Source organism: Microcoleus sp. Pol14D4, assembly GCF_036701245.1.
GTDB lineage: Bacteria > Cyanobacteriota > Cyanobacteriia > Cyanobacteriales > Microcoleaceae > Microcoleus.
The window spans coordinates 18,573-39,950 of record NZ_JAUBQM010000030.1 but is presented as its reverse complement, the minus strand read 5'-3'; the positions used below and the strand labels follow the sequence as shown (position 1 = coordinate 39,950).

The window sequence follows — 21,378 nt, the reverse complement described above, 5'->3', positions numbered from 1 at the left end:
TGATAGGCTATAAAACATAAAGTAATTCAATGCCTGTAGCTGTCGCTCAACAGCCCGCTGCCAAGCTGTGACGAATCAAGCGGGAGCCTTCAAGGGGAAACTAAAATGAAAAAATTAGAATTTTTGCTACAAAAAGAAGGCGATCGCGCCTGGTTGCCCCTAGAAACCTCCGACGTGGAAATTCTAGAAGGTAAATACCGTGTTGTTGCTCGCATTCAGCACCCCAACACCGACATCGAAATTCGCGTTACCCATACCTCCTTCGACCCAGGGGCGCAGCGGAAAGTCCAAAGCCGATCGGCCCGCACCAACCCCGAAGGATTAGTCGTGATCATTCCCTACACCAGGCTCAAACCCGGACTGTGGGAACTCTCCTGCTTGCCAGATCCCAAAGCAACACCATTAAAACCTTGGCAGTACGGCGTTCAGTTGGAAGTATTGCCCGCAGAATCTGAAACCTCCGAACCCCTACCGCCGATCGACCAAACCGAACCCGCAGCTTCCCCCGCAGCGCCACAAATCGCAGCACCGGTCGATCGCCGAACCCCACAAATAGCAGCACCGGTCGATCGCCCAGCCACACAAATTCCAGCACCGGTCGATCGCCCCGCACCAACCCAAATCGCAGCAGCCGATTCAGCACCGCAGCAAACCAAAATTTACCAATTCCCAATTCCCCAAACCCCCGAACCCAAACCGGGCGTCAAACTCGAACTCGTCCTCGATCGAGAAACCTTCGTTACCCAACTCGGTCGCCCCTTAATCATTTCCGGCAAAATCGACATTCCCCAACCCCCCCAACAAAGCAGAAAAACAGCAAGTCTCATCCCCGAATCCGAAGCGCTAGAACTCAAACAACTTATCGGTTCAGCACAACTGCAAATTTACCTCCGCGACCCCCAAACCTCAAAAATTCTCGCAGAAATCCAGCAGCCGATGCCAGAACAAGTTCCCCCCTGCATCTTTGCCTGCGTCACCTACATCCCAACCGAATGCAAAAGCCGCCTCATTTTAGGAGAAGCAATTCTCAGCAGCGGCGGCGTCACCCTAGCCACCAAACTATTCACAATTACAGCTCGTTTAGAACACCTTCTACAGGAAATTAAAGACAATTTCATCGAAGAAAAGCATCAAGCCGAACCTTCCCCAACAGCCTCAAAACCTTCTGGAAGCGCCAAAAATATATCCTTTCTCAAGCTAGTAGAAAAATCCTTAGACCCTCCCTCCCCCGCCGAAGCCCCAACTACTGAAGCCTTACCCCCCCTACTGGCTTCGCGTCACACTCCAAGTGCAGGCGGTCTAGAACTGCCCGCATTTGGTAACAAACTGCCCGACAGCAGCCGATCGCAATTGCTGTCGGAAATCTCCAATTCGCCTCGAACGGTCGCAGAATCGAGCGACCCACAAACCAAACCCTCAGACATCCCAACTCCCCCTCAAACAGCGGAAACCGGAGCGATCGACCAAAAACCAGAAAACAACGTCGAATTAGAAAAAAAAGCCCCAGAAACCCAGCCAGCACCCACAAAACAGGCATTTCAAACCTTAAACGTCGAAAGGCGATTTTGGTCGCGACTGAGTTCCTTAGCCAGCAACGGTGAATCCCCCGACTGGCTCAAAGCAACCACCCTGTCACCAACTCCAACAGCCGCCGCAAATAGTAGCGACGCTATTGCCGTTGTGGAAGAAAGCAGCGCAACCCAGCAGCAACCCGAAACCAGCCAAACAATTTCCGACCCCAAATCCACTAGCCCGGAAGCCAGAGAATTTGTGGTTTTTGACGAACCGCCGCAACCGAAACAAGTTGCTCAAAAAACCAGAACTGTCGCTGCAGAAGACACTCCCCCGACTCCCTACGTTTTGCCAGAAGACGAGTTAGTACCGATGCCGATTTTGGAATTGCCGCGCGCCGAAATTATCGCGGGCCAGGCTGTAAAAGTGCAAGTGCAACTGCCGGAATTAATGCCCCGGATTTATGTGAAAGTTTGGGTGTACGATCGACAAACCTACCTGATTCTTGACGGGCCGCGCTGGATTACCGAATTTAAAGCTAACGGCTTGGGAAATGTTCGAGCAAGTGTCGAGTTAGAGATTCCCTACGGCTGCATGGAAGTCGAGTTTGAGGCTATCGCAGTCGAAATGCAAACTCAGCGGGAAAGCCACAAAGTAAGCGTTCACCGCCAAGTTTTGCCCCCAGCCGGGCCAACTTTACCCCTTGATGGGTAAGCCAAAATCCGCGTGCATCCCGGTTCATCGGCTGACATCTGCGGTTAAAAAAAGCCTCTTGACAAAAGACTATTAAAAAATCGGGATTGGGGGGCGAGAAATCGAGGAAGATTCCCGGTTTCTCGCCCGCGCGCAACTCTGAATCTACTTACCGGTCAACTGCCGAAACTTCTTCTTAAACTTATTCTTATACACGTAGATCGATCGCTGTAAATCCTCAACTTGCAGCGACATCTCGGCAGCCAAACCCCTGCGGTTCCAAACATCCTCCTCACACTTGCGGCGACAAAAATTCATCGGTTCCGAGTAAACTTTCCCACTCGATAAAGTTGGCTTCGGCCCGCACCAGTGAATCACAGTTGCCTCAGTGCGATCGCCCCCAGGCCCGCTTTCTTCCACTGGAAACCGCTTTCTCAGCAAATCCTGGTCAAAATCCGGCACCAACAACTGCATATCCACATTCTGCACCCGCAGTCGATTTTCTTGTGCAGCCCGGAAAATCATAAAGTTCAAAAACCCCATTTCTCCGTACTTAAATATCCCCGGATTTGCCGCCGTAAAATCTAAAATTTCCACGTATTCTTCCAAGCTAAAAACGCCGCGTTTAGCAAAGAAAGTGCCTGTGCAGAAATAGTTCGATCGCGATTCCGACCAACGAAAATTCGGGAAATGCTTCTCAACGCCTGGAATGTCAAAGAAAAATTCCGAAACATCAGCATCCGGGTAATCGTAACAAGGCTTGTCTACAATAAAATCAAAGTCTTGAAAGTTAGCCAATTTGAGAACATCGCCCCAGACGATCGTATCGGCATCCAAAACCATAAAATTTGACCAAGGACTTTCCCAAAAAGCAATCATTTTAGTTTTGCCCCAACCAAAACTTCTTTTTCTTAGAACTTCTTGAGAAACAGTTGTGCGGTTGATAACTCGCACCCCATATGACTTTTCCAAAGCACTCACAGAAAACGTACCGTCAATCAACAGACAAATCGGCACATCTCCGAGGAAATAGCGGATGCTAGCACAGCAACCCTTAGCAAACAGATAATCTTGGTCGCAGCAGGCAATAATAATACCAAAATCTTCCATAAACCCTCACTCTTTATACTAATACCAGTTACCCAAAATAATGCGACTGCAGGCAAGCTCCAAACGTTTATGTCATCAGTTATTGCCAATTTTTTAATCGAAAATGGTATAACTTGCTCGCCCCCAGCGTTTGGTTTTTTTGTTCTGACAGCAGCTCTCTTTTAGACTTCTGCATTTTCGCCAGCTTAACACTAAACTCCTGCGATCGTCCGTAGGTAAAAACATCGTTAAAACCGCTAGGAATCTTGGGCATAGTTGGTCTGTCAAGCAAGTGAGCTTTCCCTGGGCCAACAGCGGGTCAAGCACCACCAGTTGCAGTCGTACTCAAACAACAAAAAAGTTGTGTTAAAATAGCGGGAAATTAAACCCGCCGGCGGTTAGTCTCAAAAAAGGCGATCGTCCTGGCAAGTCCCGACGGCAGCGGGCATCAAAAAACCCAAATTGGTCAAGCCTGAACTTTGGTTTAGATCGGGTCTATCTACCAGCCTTTAAGTTTCAGTTCCCCACTCATGGCGGGAAAATAGCCCCTGCCGGGTCGCGAGGTTTAAAGTTAGGTTAAAAAGCTTGACATTATAGGATATAAAGCTGTATAAGGGATGCGACAAGCAGCCACAATCCTACCTATAACTGTCTGTTAAGTCTGGCGTAACCGAGGACTCTGGGCAGTTGCTCAGTTAGAGGCAGATTGTTGTCGAACCCGTAGAACCAGTTGTCGATCGCCCGCAGAGCAACTCAAGCAAGTCGGGCGATCGAGAGATGAAATTAGCACGTGATGGTATAATCAACTGTAATGTAATGTGGGCTTGACCTGAATTGATGCCTGGGCGGTATAAGGGCTCAGCCCCCTAAGTTCAAGCAGAAGTAGACACGCCTACTGTGAATCAACAGTTATGGATATGTTCTATTTTGGCATTTATTGTCAACAGGCAAGCAACCACAAAAATTAGCAGTTGGGAATTGCTGCTCGTCGAGTTGAATAGAGTGTGAAGGTGTGAGGAAAATGAACAGAACTTTTTGGAATTTACTGCTAGTATCCCCGGCAATTCTGGGGCTATCATCAGTCATGAGTACCGCTGCGATCGCCGCAGAAGTGACCGCAACCGCTGAAGCCAACCAGCTAGCTACAGCTCAGTCATCTGAGTCAAAAATTGCAGAAATAGTTGGAGAAATAGTTGCAGAACCAGTTGCAGCAGCCCCTGCTGCCCCAGAAAACCTGGCTTTAAACAGCAGCGTCGAAGCGGCCCAAACCCCGATCGTTAACGAAGCAGACGCTGAAAAACTCGCCTCAATCAAACCTGAAACCAGCAGCGAAGCAGCAGTGCAAACAACACTGCAAACAACCGGGAGCGACATCGACTTAGCAGCCCCAATCGCTCCGGTCAGCGCCGCAGCAACAACTGAACCCCTAGCAGCAGCAGGCACAGCCGAATCCTCGCCCCAAGCATCAGACTTGGCAGTGCAAAGCAGCCAGACAGACGCCCCTGGGACAATTGAAGTGCCAGCAGTCGCCAGCACCCCAGCTACTAAGGTAGAAATTGCTCAGACACCAGCCGCCGGAATGGGCGGTCCCATCGTCCCTGTCGCTCCCCAAGCGCTGCCGGCCCAACCGTCCGGAACCATGTCCCAGGTGACATCAGTCACTCAGCTCTCCGACGTGCGACCGACAGATTGGGCATTCCAAGCCCTGCAATCCCTAGTCGAACGCTACAGTTGTATCGTAGGTTATCCCGACGGCACCTACCGTGGCAACCGCGCCCTGACTCGCTACGAATTTGCAGCCGGCGTCAACGCTTGCTTAGACCAGATCACCCAGCTAATTGGGTCAACAGGTAACTTAGTTACCCGAGACGACTTAGCTATCCTGCAACGCCTGCAAGAAGAATTTGCAGCCGAACTTGCTACCCTGCGCGGACGAGTAGACGGCCTAGAAGCCCGCACCGCTGAACTCGAAGCCAACCAGTTCTCCACCACCACCAAATTGGCTGGAGAAGCCATTTTTGCCGTCAGCGACACCTTCGGAGATGGTGTTGGTCTTGACGACGACAAAACGTCTACCAACCTCGGCTACCGGGTGCGCTTGAACTTCAACACCAGCTTCACCGGTCGAGACTTGCTCAGAACTCGCTTGCAAGCCCTCAACGTCGCGAACTACTCAGCAGCAACAGCTACGGGCACTAACATGGCTCGCCTAGCGTTTGATGGAGCTGAGAACAGCAATTTCACACTAGACGAGTTGTACTATCGGTTCCCGATGGGTAAAGCTACAGTCTTTGTCGGTCCTAAAGGACTTGACCTCGATGAAATTGCAGACCAGGCTTCTACCTTTGGTAACTCTACGAGTAACGGTTCACTTTCCAGATTTGGAGTTCGCAACCCGGCCGTATTCCGCGGCCCGCAGGGAGCAGGCGCAAGTGTGAGTTTCAACTTGGGCAGCTTCCGAGCTACCGCGGGCTATCTCGCAGGCGACGGCGATGCTCCCAACCCCGCAGACGGCAGGGGCGTTTTCGACGGTTCTTTCAGCGCTCTGGGTCAGATCGGCTTTTTTAGCAGACCGTTTGACTTGGGCTTGACTTACACCCGGAAATACAATCGGGCAGGCGATGTTAACCTCATGGGCGGCGTCGGCAGTTTGTTGGCTAACCGGCCCTTCGATCAATCACCCACCGCATCAGATAACTATGGCGTGCAAGTTAACTTCAAACCCAGCAGTCGCTTTCAGATTGGCGGTTGGTACGGTTATACGAAGGCTGAACAACTGCGGGGTGGCAACAATGACGCTACCATCCAGAATGGTGCTATCACTGTGGCCCTGGGAGATTTTGCCCGACAAGGCAACGTCCTAGGCTTCGTCTTTGGTGTACCGCCAAAAGTTACCGAGAGCGATGTCGCCAGAAATCGCAACACCTCTTATCACTTAGAGGGTTTCTATCGCTTCCAAGTCAATGACTTTATTTCGGTGACACCGGGCGTTTACGTGATTCTGAATCCGGAACACAACAACAACAACGAGGATATCTGGGTCGGACTCCTCCGTACTACCTTTAGTTTCTAAGGTTTCCAGACATCTAGTTACAGCTAAAAGCGGCAGGCGACTGCCGCTTTTATTTATTGGTCATCAGTCGATTTTAGATTTTAGATTTTAGATTTTAGATTTTAGATTGTCAACACTCGTCAGTCATCAGTCATCAGTCATCAGTCAACAGTCAACAGTCAACAGTTCACAAATTATGAATTTTGGCGGCAAATCCCGAATACGGATGTGTAGCCGTGCAAAAATGTGCTGCCGCCGACGGGGCCGATTTCGCCGTTGCAGAAAAAGCCGCTCAGGGGGATGTTTTTGAGGTATCGACCAAACAGTCGGGAGTCAAAGTTCGACTGACCGTAAAGCCCTTCGCCGCGCCCCAGACAAGAGAACATTAAGGCGCCGGCGCTAGATGTACCGCTGTACTCGGCAGCCCGCTGATAGCGATCGAGCAGCATTTCTAGGTCTTCTGCGGAGGTGCGGGCGTCCCGCAGGTGAAATTGGATGCGCTGTCCGGGACGGACTCGATCGCCGATCGCAATTGCCCCCACTTTCGGATCTACTCCCAACAGATTGCGGATTAAAAAATCTCCCGGCTCTAATGTCAGCTTGAATTCATCGCTGACTAAGCCTACAAATAACGAGTGCTGAGCTAATTCTCGGTCTTCTTCGCTCAAAGTTTGAACTAACTCTCGCAAGGCCTCTAAGGGCGATCGCTCGATGCCTCCGCTGCCAGTATCGTCGGTTTGTTCTTCGAGTTTCAGCAAAATATTGCGATCTCCTTCCGTCACCCGATAAGGATGCCCGATCGGCCTGCAGCCTTGAGCGACGATCGTTTCCAAAACTATATTGCCGCTCAAAGCTACCCCAACCGTCCCTTCTCGGTAAAGCTGATAGTCGCAAAACAGTGCCGCGCCCCTGCCCGCACCGTCCCCCCCGGCGAGTCCCCCTACCTTCGCCGCACCCGGATAGGCATAATCTAGCCCTTGCAGCAAATCGTTAATTTTTGCCGAAAAGGGGTCGGCGAAGATGATGAACTGCGGTTGTTCCTGGGCCGGCACGCCCAAGAGATCCACCCAAGTATCCGGGGGGCTGTCTAAGTCCGGCAGTTCTTCTGCACCGACGTGAAAAGTTCTGACATTCACTCCCGGCAAGCGCGCCAGACTGAGGCTGACTGCGGGAGATCCCTCGACTTCTTCGGTGAGGCCGCCCCGGTTCGTGCCGATGACTCCTCCCCCGCCGCAGCCCAGGATCGCGGGCACTGGCAGCAGTTCTCGGAGTAAAGGCATCAGCCGAGAATACTCGCTGGCAAAGGCAGACGAGATAAATATCAGCGCTAAATCAGCCTGGCCTTCTAGGTCGCGATCGGCTTGTTCTATAACTTCTTTGAGCGCTGATTCCAAAGAGGGACGGGTTGATAAAGCGCTGACCCACTGCATTTGGTTTTGGGTGTACATAAGGCAAACTTCTCTATAAAACTATCTCTATACATTACGCTAACCGGAACTTGCCACTGGGGAGACCCTATTCTTCGGCGATCGATTCCCCCTCGATTGCCGTTCTTGTGTTAACATAAGTTAACATGAGTGTCCGACTAATCTGTTTAGTGTTAAATGCCGTATTCAGCTAAATCTTAAAAGATAAAGCTCAATACAGTTTGACACACGAACATCGTGTAATGTTTTCATCAAAAGTAAGGTCAGCTCGACCTACATTGATGCCTGTGGACCCTTCCCCCGCCGACGGGGTAGAGTAAAGCAGGAAGTAGAGACGGCTGCTGCGATCGCAGTTGCAGTTATGGATGGTTTCTATCTGGGCTGCTGCAACAGCAGCGCATCTCAAGCTATTATTAGCTGGGGTCGCCAGACCGAAACAGCAAATCAAACCCAAACTAACATCCAAAAAGAAAACCTTTCTTACTTAATAAGGTCAACGACCCAGGTCTAAAGACACTGGGCTTCTAGCCTAAGACTTAAACCACTCTTGACTAGCCTAAGACTTTAGAGGTCTACGTTTTTTGAGTGATGACACCAAGTGGCTGCTTAGCTAGTCCCTTGCTCTGTCGTTAACGGTTAAACATCTTTATTTGGGTTAAGGATGTGCCGTTAGCCGAACCAGCTCACTAAACCCAGGGGCGTGCTAACATTACCTAGAAATAGGTCGGGGACCACCATATTCTCCTACACATTCATACCAACAAGCTTTATGACAACAACACCCGCAGGCAACATCCAAGAAAAAATTGAAGAAGAACTAGAAAGCGCTCGTACAGTCTGTGACCTCAAGGGCGCCACTTCCGGGGAATGCGCGGCGGCGTGGGACGCAGTTGAAGAACTGCAAGCAGAAGCTTCCCACCAAAAGCAAGTCAAACCTAAGAATTCTTTTGAAAAATTTTGCGACGACAATCCTGACGCTGCTGAGTGCCGCATCTACGAGGAATAAACGAGCCATTTAGCTCTATCCCTGCCCTCCCGCGCCGAAATCTAACTTTTGGCGCGGGAGAATTTTATTTGAGGGGTTGAGCCTTGAAATAGTGGCGAGATTTGGCTTCTATCCCAATGGTTCAAATCGGCCAGCTTCTCTCCACTCCCTGAAGCAAGGGAGACAATAATTTACTCTGGCGTCCCCCCTTGGTTCGGGGGATGGGAAGGCGAGATTCGAGGAATAAACAGTTTTAATCCCAGTATATTGCCGTCTATCGTGTATCAAGTACGTTTTAAAGCGCGCCAAGCACCTTAGAAAAGGTAGTAGTAACTAAAACATTAAGGCCGTGTTCTGGTTGCTGATTTTTTAGCATTTTTGTAGTAAAATTTGTGACAAATAAGTGAGTATATTTTCCCAAAGATGTTGAGTCTTTTATTGGCAGCCACCGGGCCTTGGTTTCAACCGCTAGTCTGGATGGATTATCGGTTGTCTGTGTTATTAACAATTTCTATCCCGCTGGTAGTGCTGATTTGGGCTGTTGTGGCAAAAGCTGATGCGATCGTCCGTTTGTCGATTATTTATTGGCGGGTGGCGAGTTTGCTGGCAATTACACTTTACCTGATGATGGCGGCGCTGCCTGTGAGCTTTGTATCGTCGGTGATTGGGAGGGCCTTAATTCCTGCTAGTCTGTGGTTTTGGGAGGATTTAAACGAAGAAATTGCCGATCGACCGCAGTCGCCCCTGAAACTGGCTTTTACAGCTTGGAGGTGGGCGATTACTGTTTACAGCGGTTTGGGCGCTCTAGCTCAACTTCCCTTCTTAAGCTGTGCTTTTAAATCTCAAACTCAGGTAATTGACGAGCCTTTTTGCCGCATTTGGTTAGACCCACCTTGGCTCTACAAACAAATGTTTCACCCTACGGCAACCCCTCAGTTTTTGGGATTGTTGGGTCTGATAGGTTTAGTAATCTATGTAATTTACTTGTCATACTTTGTGCTAATTAGATTAGGAAAACAGGGGAGGTCAGCTACCGGAAATTAAGTGTAGTTTAAGTTAGTGTTTCGCTTCTCAATTGCAGCTAAAGTATTCCACAAAAAGCTCATAAATCTCAAATAAAAACAGCCGGGGCGCATCTAGGACAAAATCAAACTAACAGCAGGGTGGCTGACGTAACCCCCCAAAAACGGATATAAGCCGTGGACTCCAGTCGTGGAGATCTAAAAATTTTAGACTAAGGTTCCAGCTTCCAGATTCATCTGTCGAGAAAATCTAAAATCTAAAATCTAAAATCTAAAATCGACTGACAGCAATGTTATGGGGAAAGACTGTGATGGATAGCAAACAAGCCTACTTACAGTGCTTAGAAAGGCTGATTTGGGCGCTCGATCGCCTGGAAGCAAATGTCGAACCCAGTGAACTCGCTCGGATTGCCGAACTGATTGTTCAGCCGATGGTGGGGCCCTGGCGGTTTTTTCACACTCCCGAACATATTTTTGAGGTGGGGGGAGATGAAGACGCGATCGAGGTTTTGGCAGCTTTATTTCACGATACTGTCTACGTGCAAGTCGATCGCAGCATTAACTTTAACGTCAGCTACTACATCACTCCTGTTGCAAAAGAGGTTAACAAACAACTACAAATTAGGGATCGATCGGAACTGCCAGCGGATGCTATCTTCGAGATGGTAATGCTGGTATTCAATTTTGTACCGGGCGAAGTCCTCAATCCTTTCGCCGGACAAAACGAATTTCTCAGCGCTGTCGTAGCCGCAAAAGCTCTAGAACCATTTCTCAAACGCGAGCAATTGCTTCAAATTGCAGGCTGCATTGAAGCAACCATTCCGTTTCGCGCAGCCGAGTCCGGAGTAACGGTAAGCCAGCGCCTTTATGACCGCTTGCAAGCAATAAATAGCCGATTTAACCTCAGTTTGAATGATGAGGAAATGCGGGAAACGGTCAAAAAAGCTGTGCGAATTTCTAACCGGGATGTGATGAGTTTTGCTCACCATAGTTCAGCCCATTTTTTGGCAAATACCTGGAATTTACTGCCGGAAACCAATCACAATCTCATCTGCTGCGGTTTTTACACGATTCGCGACTACCGAGTTGCTTTGCTCAAGATGGAAGGTTTTCTGAATTATCTCAAGCCAGAAATAATTTTCCGGCAGTTTGAGGGATATCCAGACGATCGCACATATCAGCGTTGGGAAATGACTGCTAAGTACAATCTCGAAATTGCGAAGCTTTATTTGGGGTGCAAACTGTCTGCCCTAGCCCTACTAGAAGCTCTTTCTTCGGATTTGGGGATTGAGGTTTCTCTGGCGATGATGATGGGAGGAATTCCGGATCAGGCTCCTAACTGCGTGCGCCTAGAAAGCTTTTTTCCAGAAATAGACAAACCTTATCAACCTAAAATTAGTTTAGAAGCCGAAGTATTGAATTTATTAGAAAATGGGCGGGCTAAAAGCACCTCTAATACCGATTTGGAGAGTTCGCCCCTGACAACGTTTGTGGTAAAAATGGTTGGCTTTGACGAAATGCGCTATCAGTGCGATCGAGCCAAGGAATTTTTTCAAGAAAATCTAAATGCCGAGGACTTTATTTCCGACTTTAACCCGATAGTTACAGAAATTGTCATTGATTCAATTCTCAAGTTGTTTGACAGCCGGAAATCTACTATCTACCGATACTACGATATCACTTCTAAGTTAAAGTCCAAACCCCAGAGCAATTTTCCCGATCGCCATTTCCGATCAAATAGTTAACTAGCTTTAAATACAGTATTTTTGCCTTCTCTATATAAAATACCCTTACTCAGCTTATATAAGAGTGCAGCGATTACACCGTGACAGGATTGATTGACTCGCTTTCTCTACCTCAATCTGCCTATCCATCCCGACACCAACAGCCGTACAGGTAAGTAGGTATACGGAATTAAACAGCATAATGCAACACTATGTAAACAGCTTTAAGTCAGCCAGTAGAGAGCCTTTGGAGACTTTGCCCTCGTTTACATAGGGGCGTTTTTCGGCCCCGCCTTACTTATGGTCTGGGGCTGATGGCAAAGATGCTAAAAGTTGATAAAAAATCGAAAGTCGCTGCTGTTTGCCTTTGACAATTATTTTATACAAAACGGATTTGATAGCTGCCTGTCACTCATCTGAGCTACCCCAGATAAGCGTCACTATAAAAAGTGACTGTTAAAGCACTTCCCCCCACAGCTACAACTGGGGAATAGCAAGTTCAAAGGACTTGCAAACCACTAATCCCCAATCAAACCATGCAAACCACAAATTCAATTTACGCTCAATTGCCTCTTTGCTATTCACTGCCCACACTGCAACGCAATAATAGCACCACTGCCAATCAAAACGTGCGCTATCTCCAACAATCCTTAGTTAAAAACGGATATCCCGTCGCAACTGATGGATTCTTTGGCCCAAAAACTGAACAAGCAGTCATCAAATTTCAAAAGGAAAATAAGATTGCTGTTGATGGCATTGTCGGCCCTCAAACTTGGAGTCTATTAGGCGCTTGTTATACAGGTGAACCGGGATGTTAAATCCAAGTTAACTAATCCTAGGTGCACGGGTAGCAAGAAACTGGGTTTTTTCACAGCAATACTTCCTTTACGCCCCCAGAAACGCTAAAAAATCTGGTGATTGAGCGAAGCCGAAACCTCGTTTATGCCCGTCAAAAGTGCCTTCAGGACTATTAATTAACATCTTTTCCCCGCTGCCCTGCTTTTAAACAACTTGCAAACAACCAATGGAGACTCAAACTATGCAAACCACAAATGCAATTCACATGGAATTACCTCCCTGCCGTTATTTTCCCCTACTCAAACGCAACGATGGCGTCACCCAAAATGAGGACGTTCGCTACCTCCAGCGGCTCTTGCACACCAGCGGATTTTCTGTAAATACTGATGGAGGATTCGGCCCGAAAACCGAACAAGCAGTCATCAATTTTCAAAAGCAACAAAAAATCGTTGCGGACGGCATTGTCGGCCCCAAAACTTGGAATAAATTAGGAGTTTGTACAACTATATTTTAAAGTTGGTGCAAGCATCTTTTAAAGAGATTAGGGCGTGCAGTGCGCGCCCTATTTCTCCGTCGAAGTTTCCACCCCGCACCACCCCTCCGGCACTCCGTACATTCGATACTTGCGAGCTCGTTTGAAATACAGCATTGCTACCCGATCGTCCGGATTGATTTGTAAAATATTCTGAAATACTTTTTGGGCGACAACAAATTTTTGGTCGTAGTAAAAATTGAGAGCTTCTTGAAAAACCTCCGCCGTTTGCTGCTTAAGTACAATGCTCTGCTCTGTTTCTGTTTCGTAAATTTCAAACACCGACACAGCATTTGTCTTTCCTTTCACCGTTACTCGATCGACAAATCTGTACTTATATTTTTCTGGATCGTCTAGGCGATCGATAATTGCACCGCTAACTAGAATGCCCGCGCCGTAAACCTTAGTCAATCCTTCCAAACGAGACGCGAGATTCACCGCATCAGCAATCACCGTACTTTCCATCCGTTCTCGCTCGCCAATTGTACCCAACATCAAATTCCCCGCGTGTAAACCGACGCCGATCGCGATCGGACACAGACCATTTTTTTCTCGCTGCTGGTTGTAAATATTCACTTCTTTTTGCATATCAATTGCTGCTCGCACGCCATCAGATGGAGATGTAGGAAACAGTGCCATGACTGCATCCCCAATGTATTTGTCAATAAACCCGTTATTTTTCCTGATTGCAGGGCTAACCCTTCCCAAGTAAGTGTTAATAAATGCAAAATTTTCCGGCGGTGTCATATTTTCTGAAAGCGCCGTAAACGAACGAATATCAGCAAACAGCACGGTCATATCTCTTTCCTGATTTTCGCCTAATTTTACTTCAATAATACTCGGCTTTTCCAGCAAGTTTAGAAAATCGTGTGGCACAAACCTGCCGTAGGCTGCATTCAGTTTCGCTAGGCGGATTTGCGTGTTAATTCTCGCCAACAATTCCTTTTTTATAAAAGGTTTAGTTACATAATCATTGGCTTCTAAGTTAAAAGCTTCTACCAAGTCAGTAGTTTGATTTTTAGCCGTCAACATCAGAATCGGCATTTCTAAAGGTGAGTATTTTTTGCGAACTTCTCGACACACTTCATAGCCCGTCATCTGCGGCATCATTACGTCGAGTAAAATTAAGTCTGGCTTAAATCCTGATTCAATCAGATTTAAAGCTTCTAAGCCATTGCTCGCTTGAGTTATCTCATAGTTTGCTAGAGAAAGACTGTTGATAATGACCTGAATATTAATGGGTTCATCATCGACCACCAAAACTTTGAGCTTTTCACTTTCTAGGAAGTCGCTATTGTCTGATAGCTGAGAATTTATTATAGAGGATTTGCCTGCGAATTCAGGAGTGATTAAAATGGGAGAACCCTCGGTTAAACGCGGCTGTATGCTACTAAAATCTGGCTGACTCTCAGATACGGGCAAAGTAAAGATGAATTGGGAACCGACGCCTACAGTTGAAGATACCCCTATTTGCCCTCCGTGCAATTCAACTAATTGCTTGGCAACCGTTAACCCTAAACCAGTGCCGCCATATTCTCTAGCAGTAGAACCGTCAGCTTGTTCAAAGGATTCAAAAATTCGGTCTAATTTATCTTCGGGGATGCCAATGCCCGTATCAGATACAGTAATGGCTAATTGGGAATTAGACGGTGATTGTGCGCTGCCCGTTACCAATTCTGCGGAAATTTCTATTCGACCACTTTCGGTAAATTTAATCGCATTGCCGATTAAGTTGTAAAGTATTTGCTGCAAGCGATTCTCGTCGGCTGCTATTGGCGGCAATTCAGGAGCAACTGAGTTAATCAATTGCAAGTTTTTTTTGCCTACTAATGGCTGAGACAGAGTAACAATTACAGAGACTATTTCTCGAAGACCGACGGACTTAATTTGCAGTTCTATAGTTTTGTGTTTGAGCTGAGAAAAATCTAAAAGATCGTTAATTAAAGAAGACAATCTTTTGCCCGATGAGGAAATCAAAGCTAAGTTAAAATTTGTAGATTCTGGCAGTTGTCCCGTAGCACCGTCTATTAAAGATTCTGCAATCCCAATAATGCCGTTGAGGGGAGTGCGGAGTTCGTGGGAAGTATTGGCTAAGAATTCGTCTTTCAGTTTGTCGAGTCGCTGCAATTCGGTATTTTTAGTTTCTAAGGCAGTAAATGATGCTTGCAATTGTGCTGCCATGCTGTTAAAAGCAGCGGCAAGTACGCCCAACTCGTCGGAACGATCGAGCTTTACAGTTTGGTCAAATTGTCCTTCAGACAAAGCTATTGCTGCATTTTTTAATTTTAGAAGAGGTTGGATAATCCAGCGAGAAGTGAGAAGTCCTAACACACTTGCCATGCCCAAAGCTGCAAGACATAGCAACACTGTAGTTCGGTTGCCGGCCTGAATTTGTTCCATAAAGTCTGCTTCGGGAACGACAACGACAATCAGCAAATCTAAACCCTTGTCGTCTTGGAAGGGCAGGACTTTTAAAAATTTCTGCTGGCCGTTTATCTCAACATTTATTTGCTGCGATTTTGTAATTTGGTGCAAGTTGTGAAAGTGATTTTCTAAATATTTAGCTGTAGTTTGCGTTACTGGGTCGCTGCTTTCTGTAACTTTAAATAGTTCTTTTTTACCGTTTTTGGTGCGGAAAGGTTTTTCTGGTGTGGAAGTTGCCAGCAGCGTGCCGTTTCTTTCGATAATAAAAGTTTGACCAGATTTGCCTATTTTGAGGCTGTTTAAAAATTGACCGATACTGTCGAGACGCAACGCAGCAATTAATACTCCTTCTAGCTGTTTCTGGCTGTTGTAAACTGGTTGCAGCGCGCTGAGGATCAATGTGGGTTCTAGGAAGGATATATAAACTGAACTCCAAGTTGGTTTAATTGCTAGAGCGGCATAGGCGTAGGAAGGGTGCTGTCGGATGTCGAAGTTTTTGACAGAGGCTGCTACTGTGGTGCGATCGCCCGTATCATTAGTATTGTAAGAATAAAAATCAAAATTTGTAGAAGGGCCCGATGCGTTAATCAATAAAGTGCCGTTCGACATCTTTTCGCCGGTGCGATATTCTCCATCTTGATTAGCGATCGACGTAAAATTGATATAGGGATATAATTGCACTTGCCGCCACAGATACTTTTCCCAAGCTGACAAGTCTTTCATGTTCACAAAACCCAGTTTCACTGCATCCAGCTTGCTTTGATTGATTTGGTGCGGAGTTTGCAGATAAGTTCTCAAATTTTGCTCGATGCGATTGCTAACCTCCCCCATCAACTGATCCGCAAGGTCATTTACTGCTCTTTGAGAGTTCCTAAATGATAAATACCCCACAATACCCACCGCTGCAAATACTTGCAAGACAAACGGAACTATGAGTACGGTTTGCAGCGTTGCTTTTCTTGAAAGTTTTGCCACTAAGTGCTTGAGAGAAAGAGTGGACATAACATTACTTTAGGTTGAAAAACCCAGTTAATACTTGGAGCGAAGGCTGAGCAGTGGTAAAAATTATAAACCATTTTGTACTTAAACACAACTTACCCAAGGAAGACCCGATCTAGTTTCTACAATCCTTAATCTTTTACCAAATTATTAAAAGTCAAAGCGAACCATACGGACACGGCAATACCTTGTCCTACTCTCCGCGCCGGACAAGGTATTGCCCTATCCCTACCGATGTTCACATACAATATATCTGTATCACTACTTTTCATCCAAAGCTTCTATTCCCGACCATCCTTCAGGCACTCCATACATTCCATTCTTTAGAGAGCGCTGGCAGTAAATTGCTGCTAACCTATCTTGAGGATTTCTTTCGCAAATCTTACTGAATAATTTTTGCGATTAAGGAAAATTTTGCTCGAAATAAAGCTCCAGACCTTTTTGAAATTCAGCAGCAGTTTCCTGTTTTAGTTCAATGCTTTGTTCTGTTTCGGCATCAGAAATTTTAAACACCGACACGGCAGATTTTTTGCATTTTACTGTGACTCAAACGACAAATAAGCACATATATTTTTCGCGATCTCCCAAAGGCTATAAAATTGAGCCACTAACTAGAATTTTAGCCTAGTAAACAGTTATTTATTAGCTTTTACTTGCCACCGATCGGAGCTAATTCCAAGCAAAAAAATAACATAAATAGCAGCGTATATCCCAAGCCCAACGCTGTTTAATAAAAATTCAACGGGACAACTATCGATAATTGAAACCCAATCTTTCTGTGGCTCATAGAATATCCGACAAGTATGTTTTCCCGGATGAAAACATTGCAGATGTTTTTTACAGGATTTATATTATGTCCGCTTACTTCCTACTGTTAAAAAAGGTATAATTAAAAATAAAAAATTAGCTGTCTGTCGCTGAAATTAGGCGCAAAATTAAGCTATATTGTAGCAAATTTCAGGAAAGTGAGATTTGCTATGGCTGACTCTATTGCTCGCCGTTTGGAACAATACACGGTAAAACGATCGCACGAAGTTTTAATCGTCAAGGCCGAAATAGACGGCGAATTCGATGAAATTGCTATTTTTAAAGGCTTTTCTAGCTCTTTGACGCGATCGACCGCTTTCGATCCAGAGGTTCCTGTTTTGCCGGAGGAAGCAAAAATTGTCAGTGTCGATCGCGTGGAGAGTCCCTACAATCCAAATAACCCCCGCTATCTTCAGCAGGGGTTATCTTGGGAAACAATGCAATCTCTATTGTCCGAGGCGGGAGTTTAGGAAAACAGTAGGGACACAACGCGAGAAAAACAGTAGGGACACAACAATGTTGTGTCCCTACTACAAAAGCACTATGTCCTTACCCTGAGAGCTAGAGCGTGCCGCCGGCAGCTTGGAAACGAGCTCTCGCGCGTTTGATTGCTTGCTTAGCTTGAATTTGCTCTTGCAAAGTGCCGCTAGTAGCCTTTTCCAAACGAGCTTCTGCTTCGGTGTAAGCAGTACGAGCAGCTTCTTTATCAATGGTTTCGCCTTTTTCAGCGCCGTTGACAAGAATAGTAACTTTGTTTTCTTGGATTTCTGCAAAGCCGCCCATCAGAGCAATAGACACCCATTCCTTGCCGGGACGGACGCGCATCACTCCGGTATCCAAAGCTGTCAACATCGGAGCGTGACCGCTCAAGATACCCAATTGGCCTGTGGTGCTCGGCAGAATTACTTCTTCAGCATTAGAATCCCAAACAGTTTTGTCTGGGGCCACTACGCGCACAGTTAATGTCATAAATTGTCAGTTGTCGGTTGTCAGTTGTCGGTTGTCAGTTGTCAGTTGTCAGTTATCAGTTATCAGTTGTCAGTTGTCAGTTGTCAGTTGTCAGTTGTTACCAATAACCAATAACTAATAACAAATAACTAATAACTACTGACTCATGACTCATGACGACTGACTACTGACTCATGACTAAAATTACTTGGCGTCAGCTTTCATTTTTTCAGCTTTGGCGATCGCCTCGTTGATATCGCCCACCAAATAGAAAGCTTGTTCCGGTAATTCATCAAGTTCGCCAGCCAAAATCATCTGGAAGCCCTTAATGGTGTCTGCCAGCTTGACGTACTTGCCGGGGGAACCGGTGAACACTTCAGCCACAAAGAACGGTTGAGACAAGAAACGTTCAATTTTGCGAGCGCGAGAAACTGTCAAGCGGTCATCTTCCGACAGCTCGTCCAAGCCCAAAATTGCAATAATGTCTTGCAATTCCTTGTAGCGTTGCAGAGTAGACTGCACCTGACGAGCAACACCATAGTGCTCTTCGCCGACAACGCTAACTTGCAACATCGTAGACGTAGAATCCAGCGGGTCAACTGCAGGATAAATCCCTTTCGCAGCCAAACCGCGAGACAACACAGTTGTAGCGTCCAAGTGAGCAAAAGTCGTAGCCGGTGCGGGGTCAGTCAAGTCATCCGCAGGTACGTACACAGCTTGAACCGAAGTAATCGAACCTTCGGTAGTCGAAGTAATCCGTTCTTGCAAGTCGCCCATGTCTGTACCGAGAGTCGGCTGATATCCCACAGCCGAAGGCATCCGACCCAACAGAGCCGATACCTCAGAACCCGCTTGCACAAACCGGAAGATATTGTCAATGAACAGCAGCACGTCTTGCTTGCTGACATCACGGAAGTATTCGGCCATCGCCAGAGCCGACAGGCCCACGCGCATCCGAGCACCAGGCGGTTCGTTCATTTGACCGTAAACCAGAGCAATTTTTGACTTGCTGCGGTCTTCTTCGTCAATAACCCCCGACTCGATCATTTCTTTGTAGAGGTCATTACCTTCGCGGGTGCGCTCGCCCACACCACCGAACACGGACACGCCACCGTGAGCCTTGGCGATGTTGTTCACGAGTTCCATCATAATCACGGTTTTGCCGACGCCTGCGCCGCCGAACAAACCGATTTTGCCACCCCGACGGTAGGGCGCGAGCAGGTCAATCACCTTGATCCCTGTTTCAAACACCGAAGGCTTGGTTTCCAGTTCGGTGAAAGCCGGCGGGTTGCGGTGGATGGGCATACTTTCGGAAGTATTGACCGGGCCGAGGTTGTCTACGGGTTGACCGATGACGTTAAAAATCCGACCCAGAGTTGGGATTCCGACGGGAACTTGGATCGCTTCCCCGGTATCTACTACTTCCATACCACGCACCAAACCGTCGGTGGTACTCATGGAAACGGCGCGCACTTGGCTGTCTCCGAGCAGTTGTTGAACTTCGCAGGTAACGGCAACGTCTTGACCTGCTTCGTTTTTGCCGGAAATTGTGAGAGCGTTATAGATTTGGGGCAGTTTGCCGCCTGGGAATTTTACGTCTACAACTGGCCCGATGATTTGGGTGATGTAGCCTACGTTCGTTTTTTCTGCGGTGGATACCATGAATAGTGCCTTTGTTAGGATGCTATTTTTCCCGTTATGGAAAAAGTCTTAACATTTAGAAATGCTATTTCTCAGAGTACCACTGAACAGACGCACTATTTAGATTTGTATGGGGCTGGTTAATAGTCATTTTTATGGTTGCTGCCCTCGCTTTTTTTTCCTGCGAGCTGCAGCCAAAGCCCCGATCCCCACAATAGTCCCGAACACTGTGAGAGGTTCGGGGACAGGTTCGGAGACTAACTCAGCCGACACGGTGAAGTCTTTGAAGTCAAGCTCGGTTCCTGGTTTGGCATCGTCAAAGGAGATTTGTTTGCCATTAGCCAGTTCGGCCATTGCGAGCGATGAAAATTGCTCTGGCCCTTTACCGCCGTTGACGTTTGCAAATGAGTCGCTGGAGTTGTAGTCGAGCATAAAGTCACCAAACACAGCAAGCTGACATCCCGCCACCAGACATTCCTCTCTTCGGAACTGGGTGCCGGCGGCCCACCATTGGGGGCTGTTCATGAAGGTACTCGAGGAGACGTATTGCTCGAAAGGCTTGCCGGTACCCGTGTCGCTCCACAGTAGCAGGGCATAAATTTGATCCTGCAAAAATGTGAAGGTTTGGGTGATGGAGCCGTTGTCCGAGGTGACTGCGTTGCCGAATGTTGCTTCCCAGTTGTTGGCAGAGCCGTTATCTGAGGGTTTAGTCTCGTAAAACAGCCGGGCGATGTTGGTGTAGCCATTGTTTCCTGACTCAGCTTGGGCCACCCACAAGCTTGACTGGTAAGGGCTGCGAGAGTTGTTAAATCTAAAGTCGATCTTTGTATCTCGATCGAACTGGATGCCGCCAGTGCCAAACATGAAAGCTCGGACGGGCGTGCAGATGCTGAGCAACATTGTGGTTGCCAAGCTGACGACTGTAAAAGATGTTTTTTTGACTAGCGTTAAGGTAGTCATAACCCTGATTCCTCCAGTATTGTTAGGTAGTAAGGCACAAAATGCACAAAATGCCATGTTCCCGTGACGCGAATCGACGATCGCGAGCCTGCTATATTTAGGACGATCGTCAAACCTAAAGAAGAGGCTCCACACCAGTGAATCTACATATAGATCTCACTTAAGGGTGTTTTGGAGTAAATGAGTGCTTCTTCTAAGAGTTTTCACTGACACCAGATTGACACAGTTTAATCTGTCAGAGCAAGATTTTCATCCTGCCTAGACTTCCAACCTACTACATTTACTTAGTTTCGGTAACGGTCTAAAGTTGAGTGCAATACTTGCAAATATTGGCTTTCATCAAAAATACATAAAAATTTTACTCTACCTTTATAAAGTTTTGGTAAAGTTCATCCATAAAATATAAAGTTTTTGACAGAAAGTCGGCTGTTGGGTTCGTTGTTCCTGAAAGCGGGCTGCAAGCTGCTCTGCCGATGCAGAAGGAAGTGGCGGCGACTGCGAGTAGGAATTTGAGCGACTTTTTGGCCACTCTAAGCAAGCTGTATAACAGGCGATCGGAACTTACGTAGTTTTGACTAAACTTCCAATTTTTTTAAACCCCTAACTCTCGCATTCCGCGCCATATTTTCCCCCACAGTCCCGGACGCATAAACCATGTTTTTTAAGATAATTGCGTGAGGGAAGCAGTGAAAGTGGAAACAATAAACCAAGTTTCATTTCCCGCGCCTGACTTGTAGTAAAAAAACTGTTTATACGTAAATTCTA

Annotated in this window: 15 protein-coding genes; 8 read left to right on the top strand and 7 right to left on the bottom strand. The window is 47.0% G+C overall.

The window, feature by feature from the left end:
* Positions 1-105: 105 nt before the first annotated feature.
* The gene (locus QUA33_RS13275; protein WP_333148972.1) at positions 106-2,226 is read left to right on the top strand and encodes a hypothetical protein; all 2,121 of its coding nucleotides are present in this window, start codon (positions 106-108) and stop codon (positions 2,224-2,226) included.
* A gap of 144 nt (positions 2,227-2,370) precedes the next feature.
* Here the strand turns inward: QUA33_RS13275 and QUA33_RS13270 are convergent, their stop codons facing one another.
* On the bottom strand, positions 2,371-3,315 hold the full coding sequence (locus QUA33_RS13270) for a hypothetical protein (RefSeq protein ID WP_333148971.1): 945 nt from the start codon (positions 3,313-3,315) through the stop codon (positions 2,371-2,373).
* A gap of 79 nt (positions 3,316-3,394) precedes the next feature.
* Entirely contained in the window at positions 3,395-3,568 is a 174-nt protein-coding gene (locus QUA33_RS13265) for a hypothetical protein (protein ID WP_333148970.1), read from the bottom strand.
* 747 nt (positions 3,569-4,315) lie between these two features.
* On the opposite strand from QUA33_RS13265, the gene QUA33_RS13260 reads away from it, so the two are divergent.
* Complete coding sequence (locus QUA33_RS13260) at positions 4,316-6,367, top strand: iron uptake porin (protein ID WP_333148969.1); 2,052 nt, start codon at positions 4,316-4,318, stop codon at positions 6,365-6,367.
* Positions 6,368-6,540: 173 nt separating this feature from the next.
* On the opposite strand, the gene QUA33_RS13255 is transcribed toward QUA33_RS13260, so the two are convergent.
* Complete coding sequence (locus QUA33_RS13255) at positions 6,541-7,794, bottom strand: FIST N-terminal domain-containing protein (protein WP_333148968.1); 1,254 nt, start codon at positions 7,792-7,794, stop codon at positions 6,541-6,543.
* Positions 7,795-8,542: 748 nt separating this feature from the next.
* Here QUA33_RS13255 and QUA33_RS13250 point away from each other — a divergent pair.
* From QUA33_RS13250 to QUA33_RS13230, 5 genes are all read left to right on the top strand, one after another.
* Positions 8,543-8,779 (top strand): Calvin cycle protein CP12, encoded by a 237-nt coding sequence (locus tag QUA33_RS13250; RefSeq protein WP_190662788.1) that lies wholly within the window; start codon positions 8,543-8,545, stop codon positions 8,777-8,779.
* Positions 8,780-9,181: 402 nt separating this feature from the next.
* Positions 9,182-9,802, top strand: coding sequence for a DUF3177 family protein (locus tag QUA33_RS13245; RefSeq protein WP_333148967.1), 621 nt, complete (start codon positions 9,182-9,184; stop codon positions 9,800-9,802).
* A 268-nt stretch (positions 9,803-10,070) separates the two neighbouring features.
* Positions 10,071-11,525: a hypothetical protein gene (locus QUA33_RS13240; RefSeq protein WP_333148966.1), complete on the top strand. Its 1,455-nt coding sequence runs from the start codon at positions 10,071-10,073 to the stop codon at positions 11,523-11,525.
* 515 nt (positions 11,526-12,040) lie between these two features.
* On the top strand, positions 12,041-12,322 hold the full coding sequence (locus tag QUA33_RS13235) for a peptidoglycan-binding domain-containing protein (protein WP_333100436.1): 282 nt from the start codon (positions 12,041-12,043) through the stop codon (positions 12,320-12,322).
* 221 nt (positions 12,323-12,543) lie between these two features.
* Complete coding sequence (locus tag QUA33_RS13230; protein ID WP_333063504.1) at positions 12,544-12,816, top strand: peptidoglycan-binding domain-containing protein; 273 nt, start codon at positions 12,544-12,546, stop codon at positions 12,814-12,816.
* A 48-nt stretch (positions 12,817-12,864) separates the two neighbouring features.
* Here QUA33_RS13230 and QUA33_RS13225 read toward each other — a convergent pair whose 3' ends face one another.
* On the bottom strand, positions 12,865-16,260 hold the full coding sequence (locus QUA33_RS13225) for an ATP-binding protein (protein ID WP_333148965.1): 3,396 nt from the start codon (positions 16,258-16,260) through the stop codon (positions 12,865-12,867).
* Positions 16,261-17,234: 974 nt separating this feature from the next.
* Here QUA33_RS13225 and QUA33_RS13220 point away from each other — a divergent pair.
* Positions 17,235-17,534 (top strand): DUF7734 family protein, encoded by a 300-nt coding sequence (locus QUA33_RS13220; protein ID WP_190743481.1) that lies wholly within the window; start codon positions 17,235-17,237, stop codon positions 17,532-17,534.
* A gap of 91 nt (positions 17,535-17,625) precedes the next feature.
* Here QUA33_RS13220 and atpC read toward each other — a convergent pair whose 3' ends face one another.
* The 3 genes from atpC to QUA33_RS13205 form a co-directional block, all read right to left on the bottom strand.
* Positions 17,626-18,033, bottom strand: coding sequence for an ATP synthase F1 subunit epsilon (gene atpC / locus QUA33_RS13215; RefSeq protein WP_006635885.1), 408 nt, complete (start codon positions 18,031-18,033; stop codon positions 17,626-17,628).
* 183 nt (positions 18,034-18,216) lie between these two features.
* Positions 18,217-19,674: a F0F1 ATP synthase subunit beta gene (atpD, locus tag QUA33_RS13210; protein ID WP_006635884.1), complete on the bottom strand. Its 1,458-nt coding sequence runs from the start codon at positions 19,672-19,674 to the stop codon at positions 18,217-18,219.
* Between the two features lie 132 nt (positions 19,675-19,806).
* The gene (locus QUA33_RS13205) at positions 19,807-20,613 is read right to left on the bottom strand and encodes a PEP-CTERM sorting domain-containing protein (protein ID WP_333148964.1); all 807 of its coding nucleotides are present in this window, start codon (positions 20,611-20,613) and stop codon (positions 19,807-19,809) included.
* Positions 20,614-21,378 lie beyond the last annotated feature (765 nt).

Coding starts and splice junctions, on each gene's coding strand:
- atpC (WP_006635885.1), bottom strand. CDS start 18,033: ATGACATTAACTGTGCGCGTAGTGGCCCCAGACAAAACTGTTTGGGAT.
- QUA33_RS13255 (WP_333148968.1), bottom strand. CDS start 7,794: ATGTACACCCAAAACCAAATGCAGTGGGTCAGCGCTTTATCAACCCGT.
- QUA33_RS13245 (WP_333148967.1), top strand. CDS start 9,182: ATGTTGAGTCTTTTATTGGCAGCCACCGGGCCTTGGTTTCAACCGCTA.
- QUA33_RS13240 (WP_333148966.1), top strand. CDS start 10,071: ATGTTATGGGGAAAGACTGTGATGGATAGCAAACAAGCCTACTTACAG.
- QUA33_RS13250 (WP_190662788.1), top strand. CDS start 8,543: ATGACAACAACACCCGCAGGCAACATCCAAGAAAAAATTGAAGAAGAA.
- QUA33_RS13225 (WP_333148965.1), bottom strand. CDS start 16,260: ATGTCCACTCTTTCTCTCAAGCACTTAGTGGCAAAACTTTCAAGAAAA.
- QUA33_RS13205 (WP_333148964.1), bottom strand. CDS start 20,613: ATGACTACCTTAACGCTAGTCAAAAAAACATCTTTTACAGTCGTCAGC.
- QUA33_RS13230 (WP_333063504.1), top strand. CDS start 12,544: ATGCAAACCACAAATGCAATTCACATGGAATTACCTCCCTGCCGTTAT.
- QUA33_RS13265 (WP_333148970.1), bottom strand. CDS start 3,568: ATGCCCAAGATTCCTAGCGGTTTTAACGATGTTTTTACCTACGGACGA.
- atpD (WP_006635884.1), bottom strand. CDS start 19,674: ATGGTATCCACCGCAGAAAAAACGAACGTAGGCTACATCACCCAAATC.
- QUA33_RS13275 (WP_333148972.1), top strand. CDS start 106: ATGAAAAAATTAGAATTTTTGCTACAAAAAGAAGGCGATCGCGCCTGG.
- QUA33_RS13270 (WP_333148971.1), bottom strand. CDS start 3,315: ATGGAAGATTTTGGTATTATTATTGCCTGCTGCGACCAAGATTATCTG.
- QUA33_RS13235 (WP_333100436.1), top strand. CDS start 12,041: ATGCAAACCACAAATTCAATTTACGCTCAATTGCCTCTTTGCTATTCA.
- QUA33_RS13220 (WP_190743481.1), top strand. CDS start 17,235: ATGGCTGACTCTATTGCTCGCCGTTTGGAACAATACACGGTAAAACGA.
- QUA33_RS13260 (WP_333148969.1), top strand. CDS start 4,316: ATGAACAGAACTTTTTGGAATTTACTGCTAGTATCCCCGGCAATTCTG.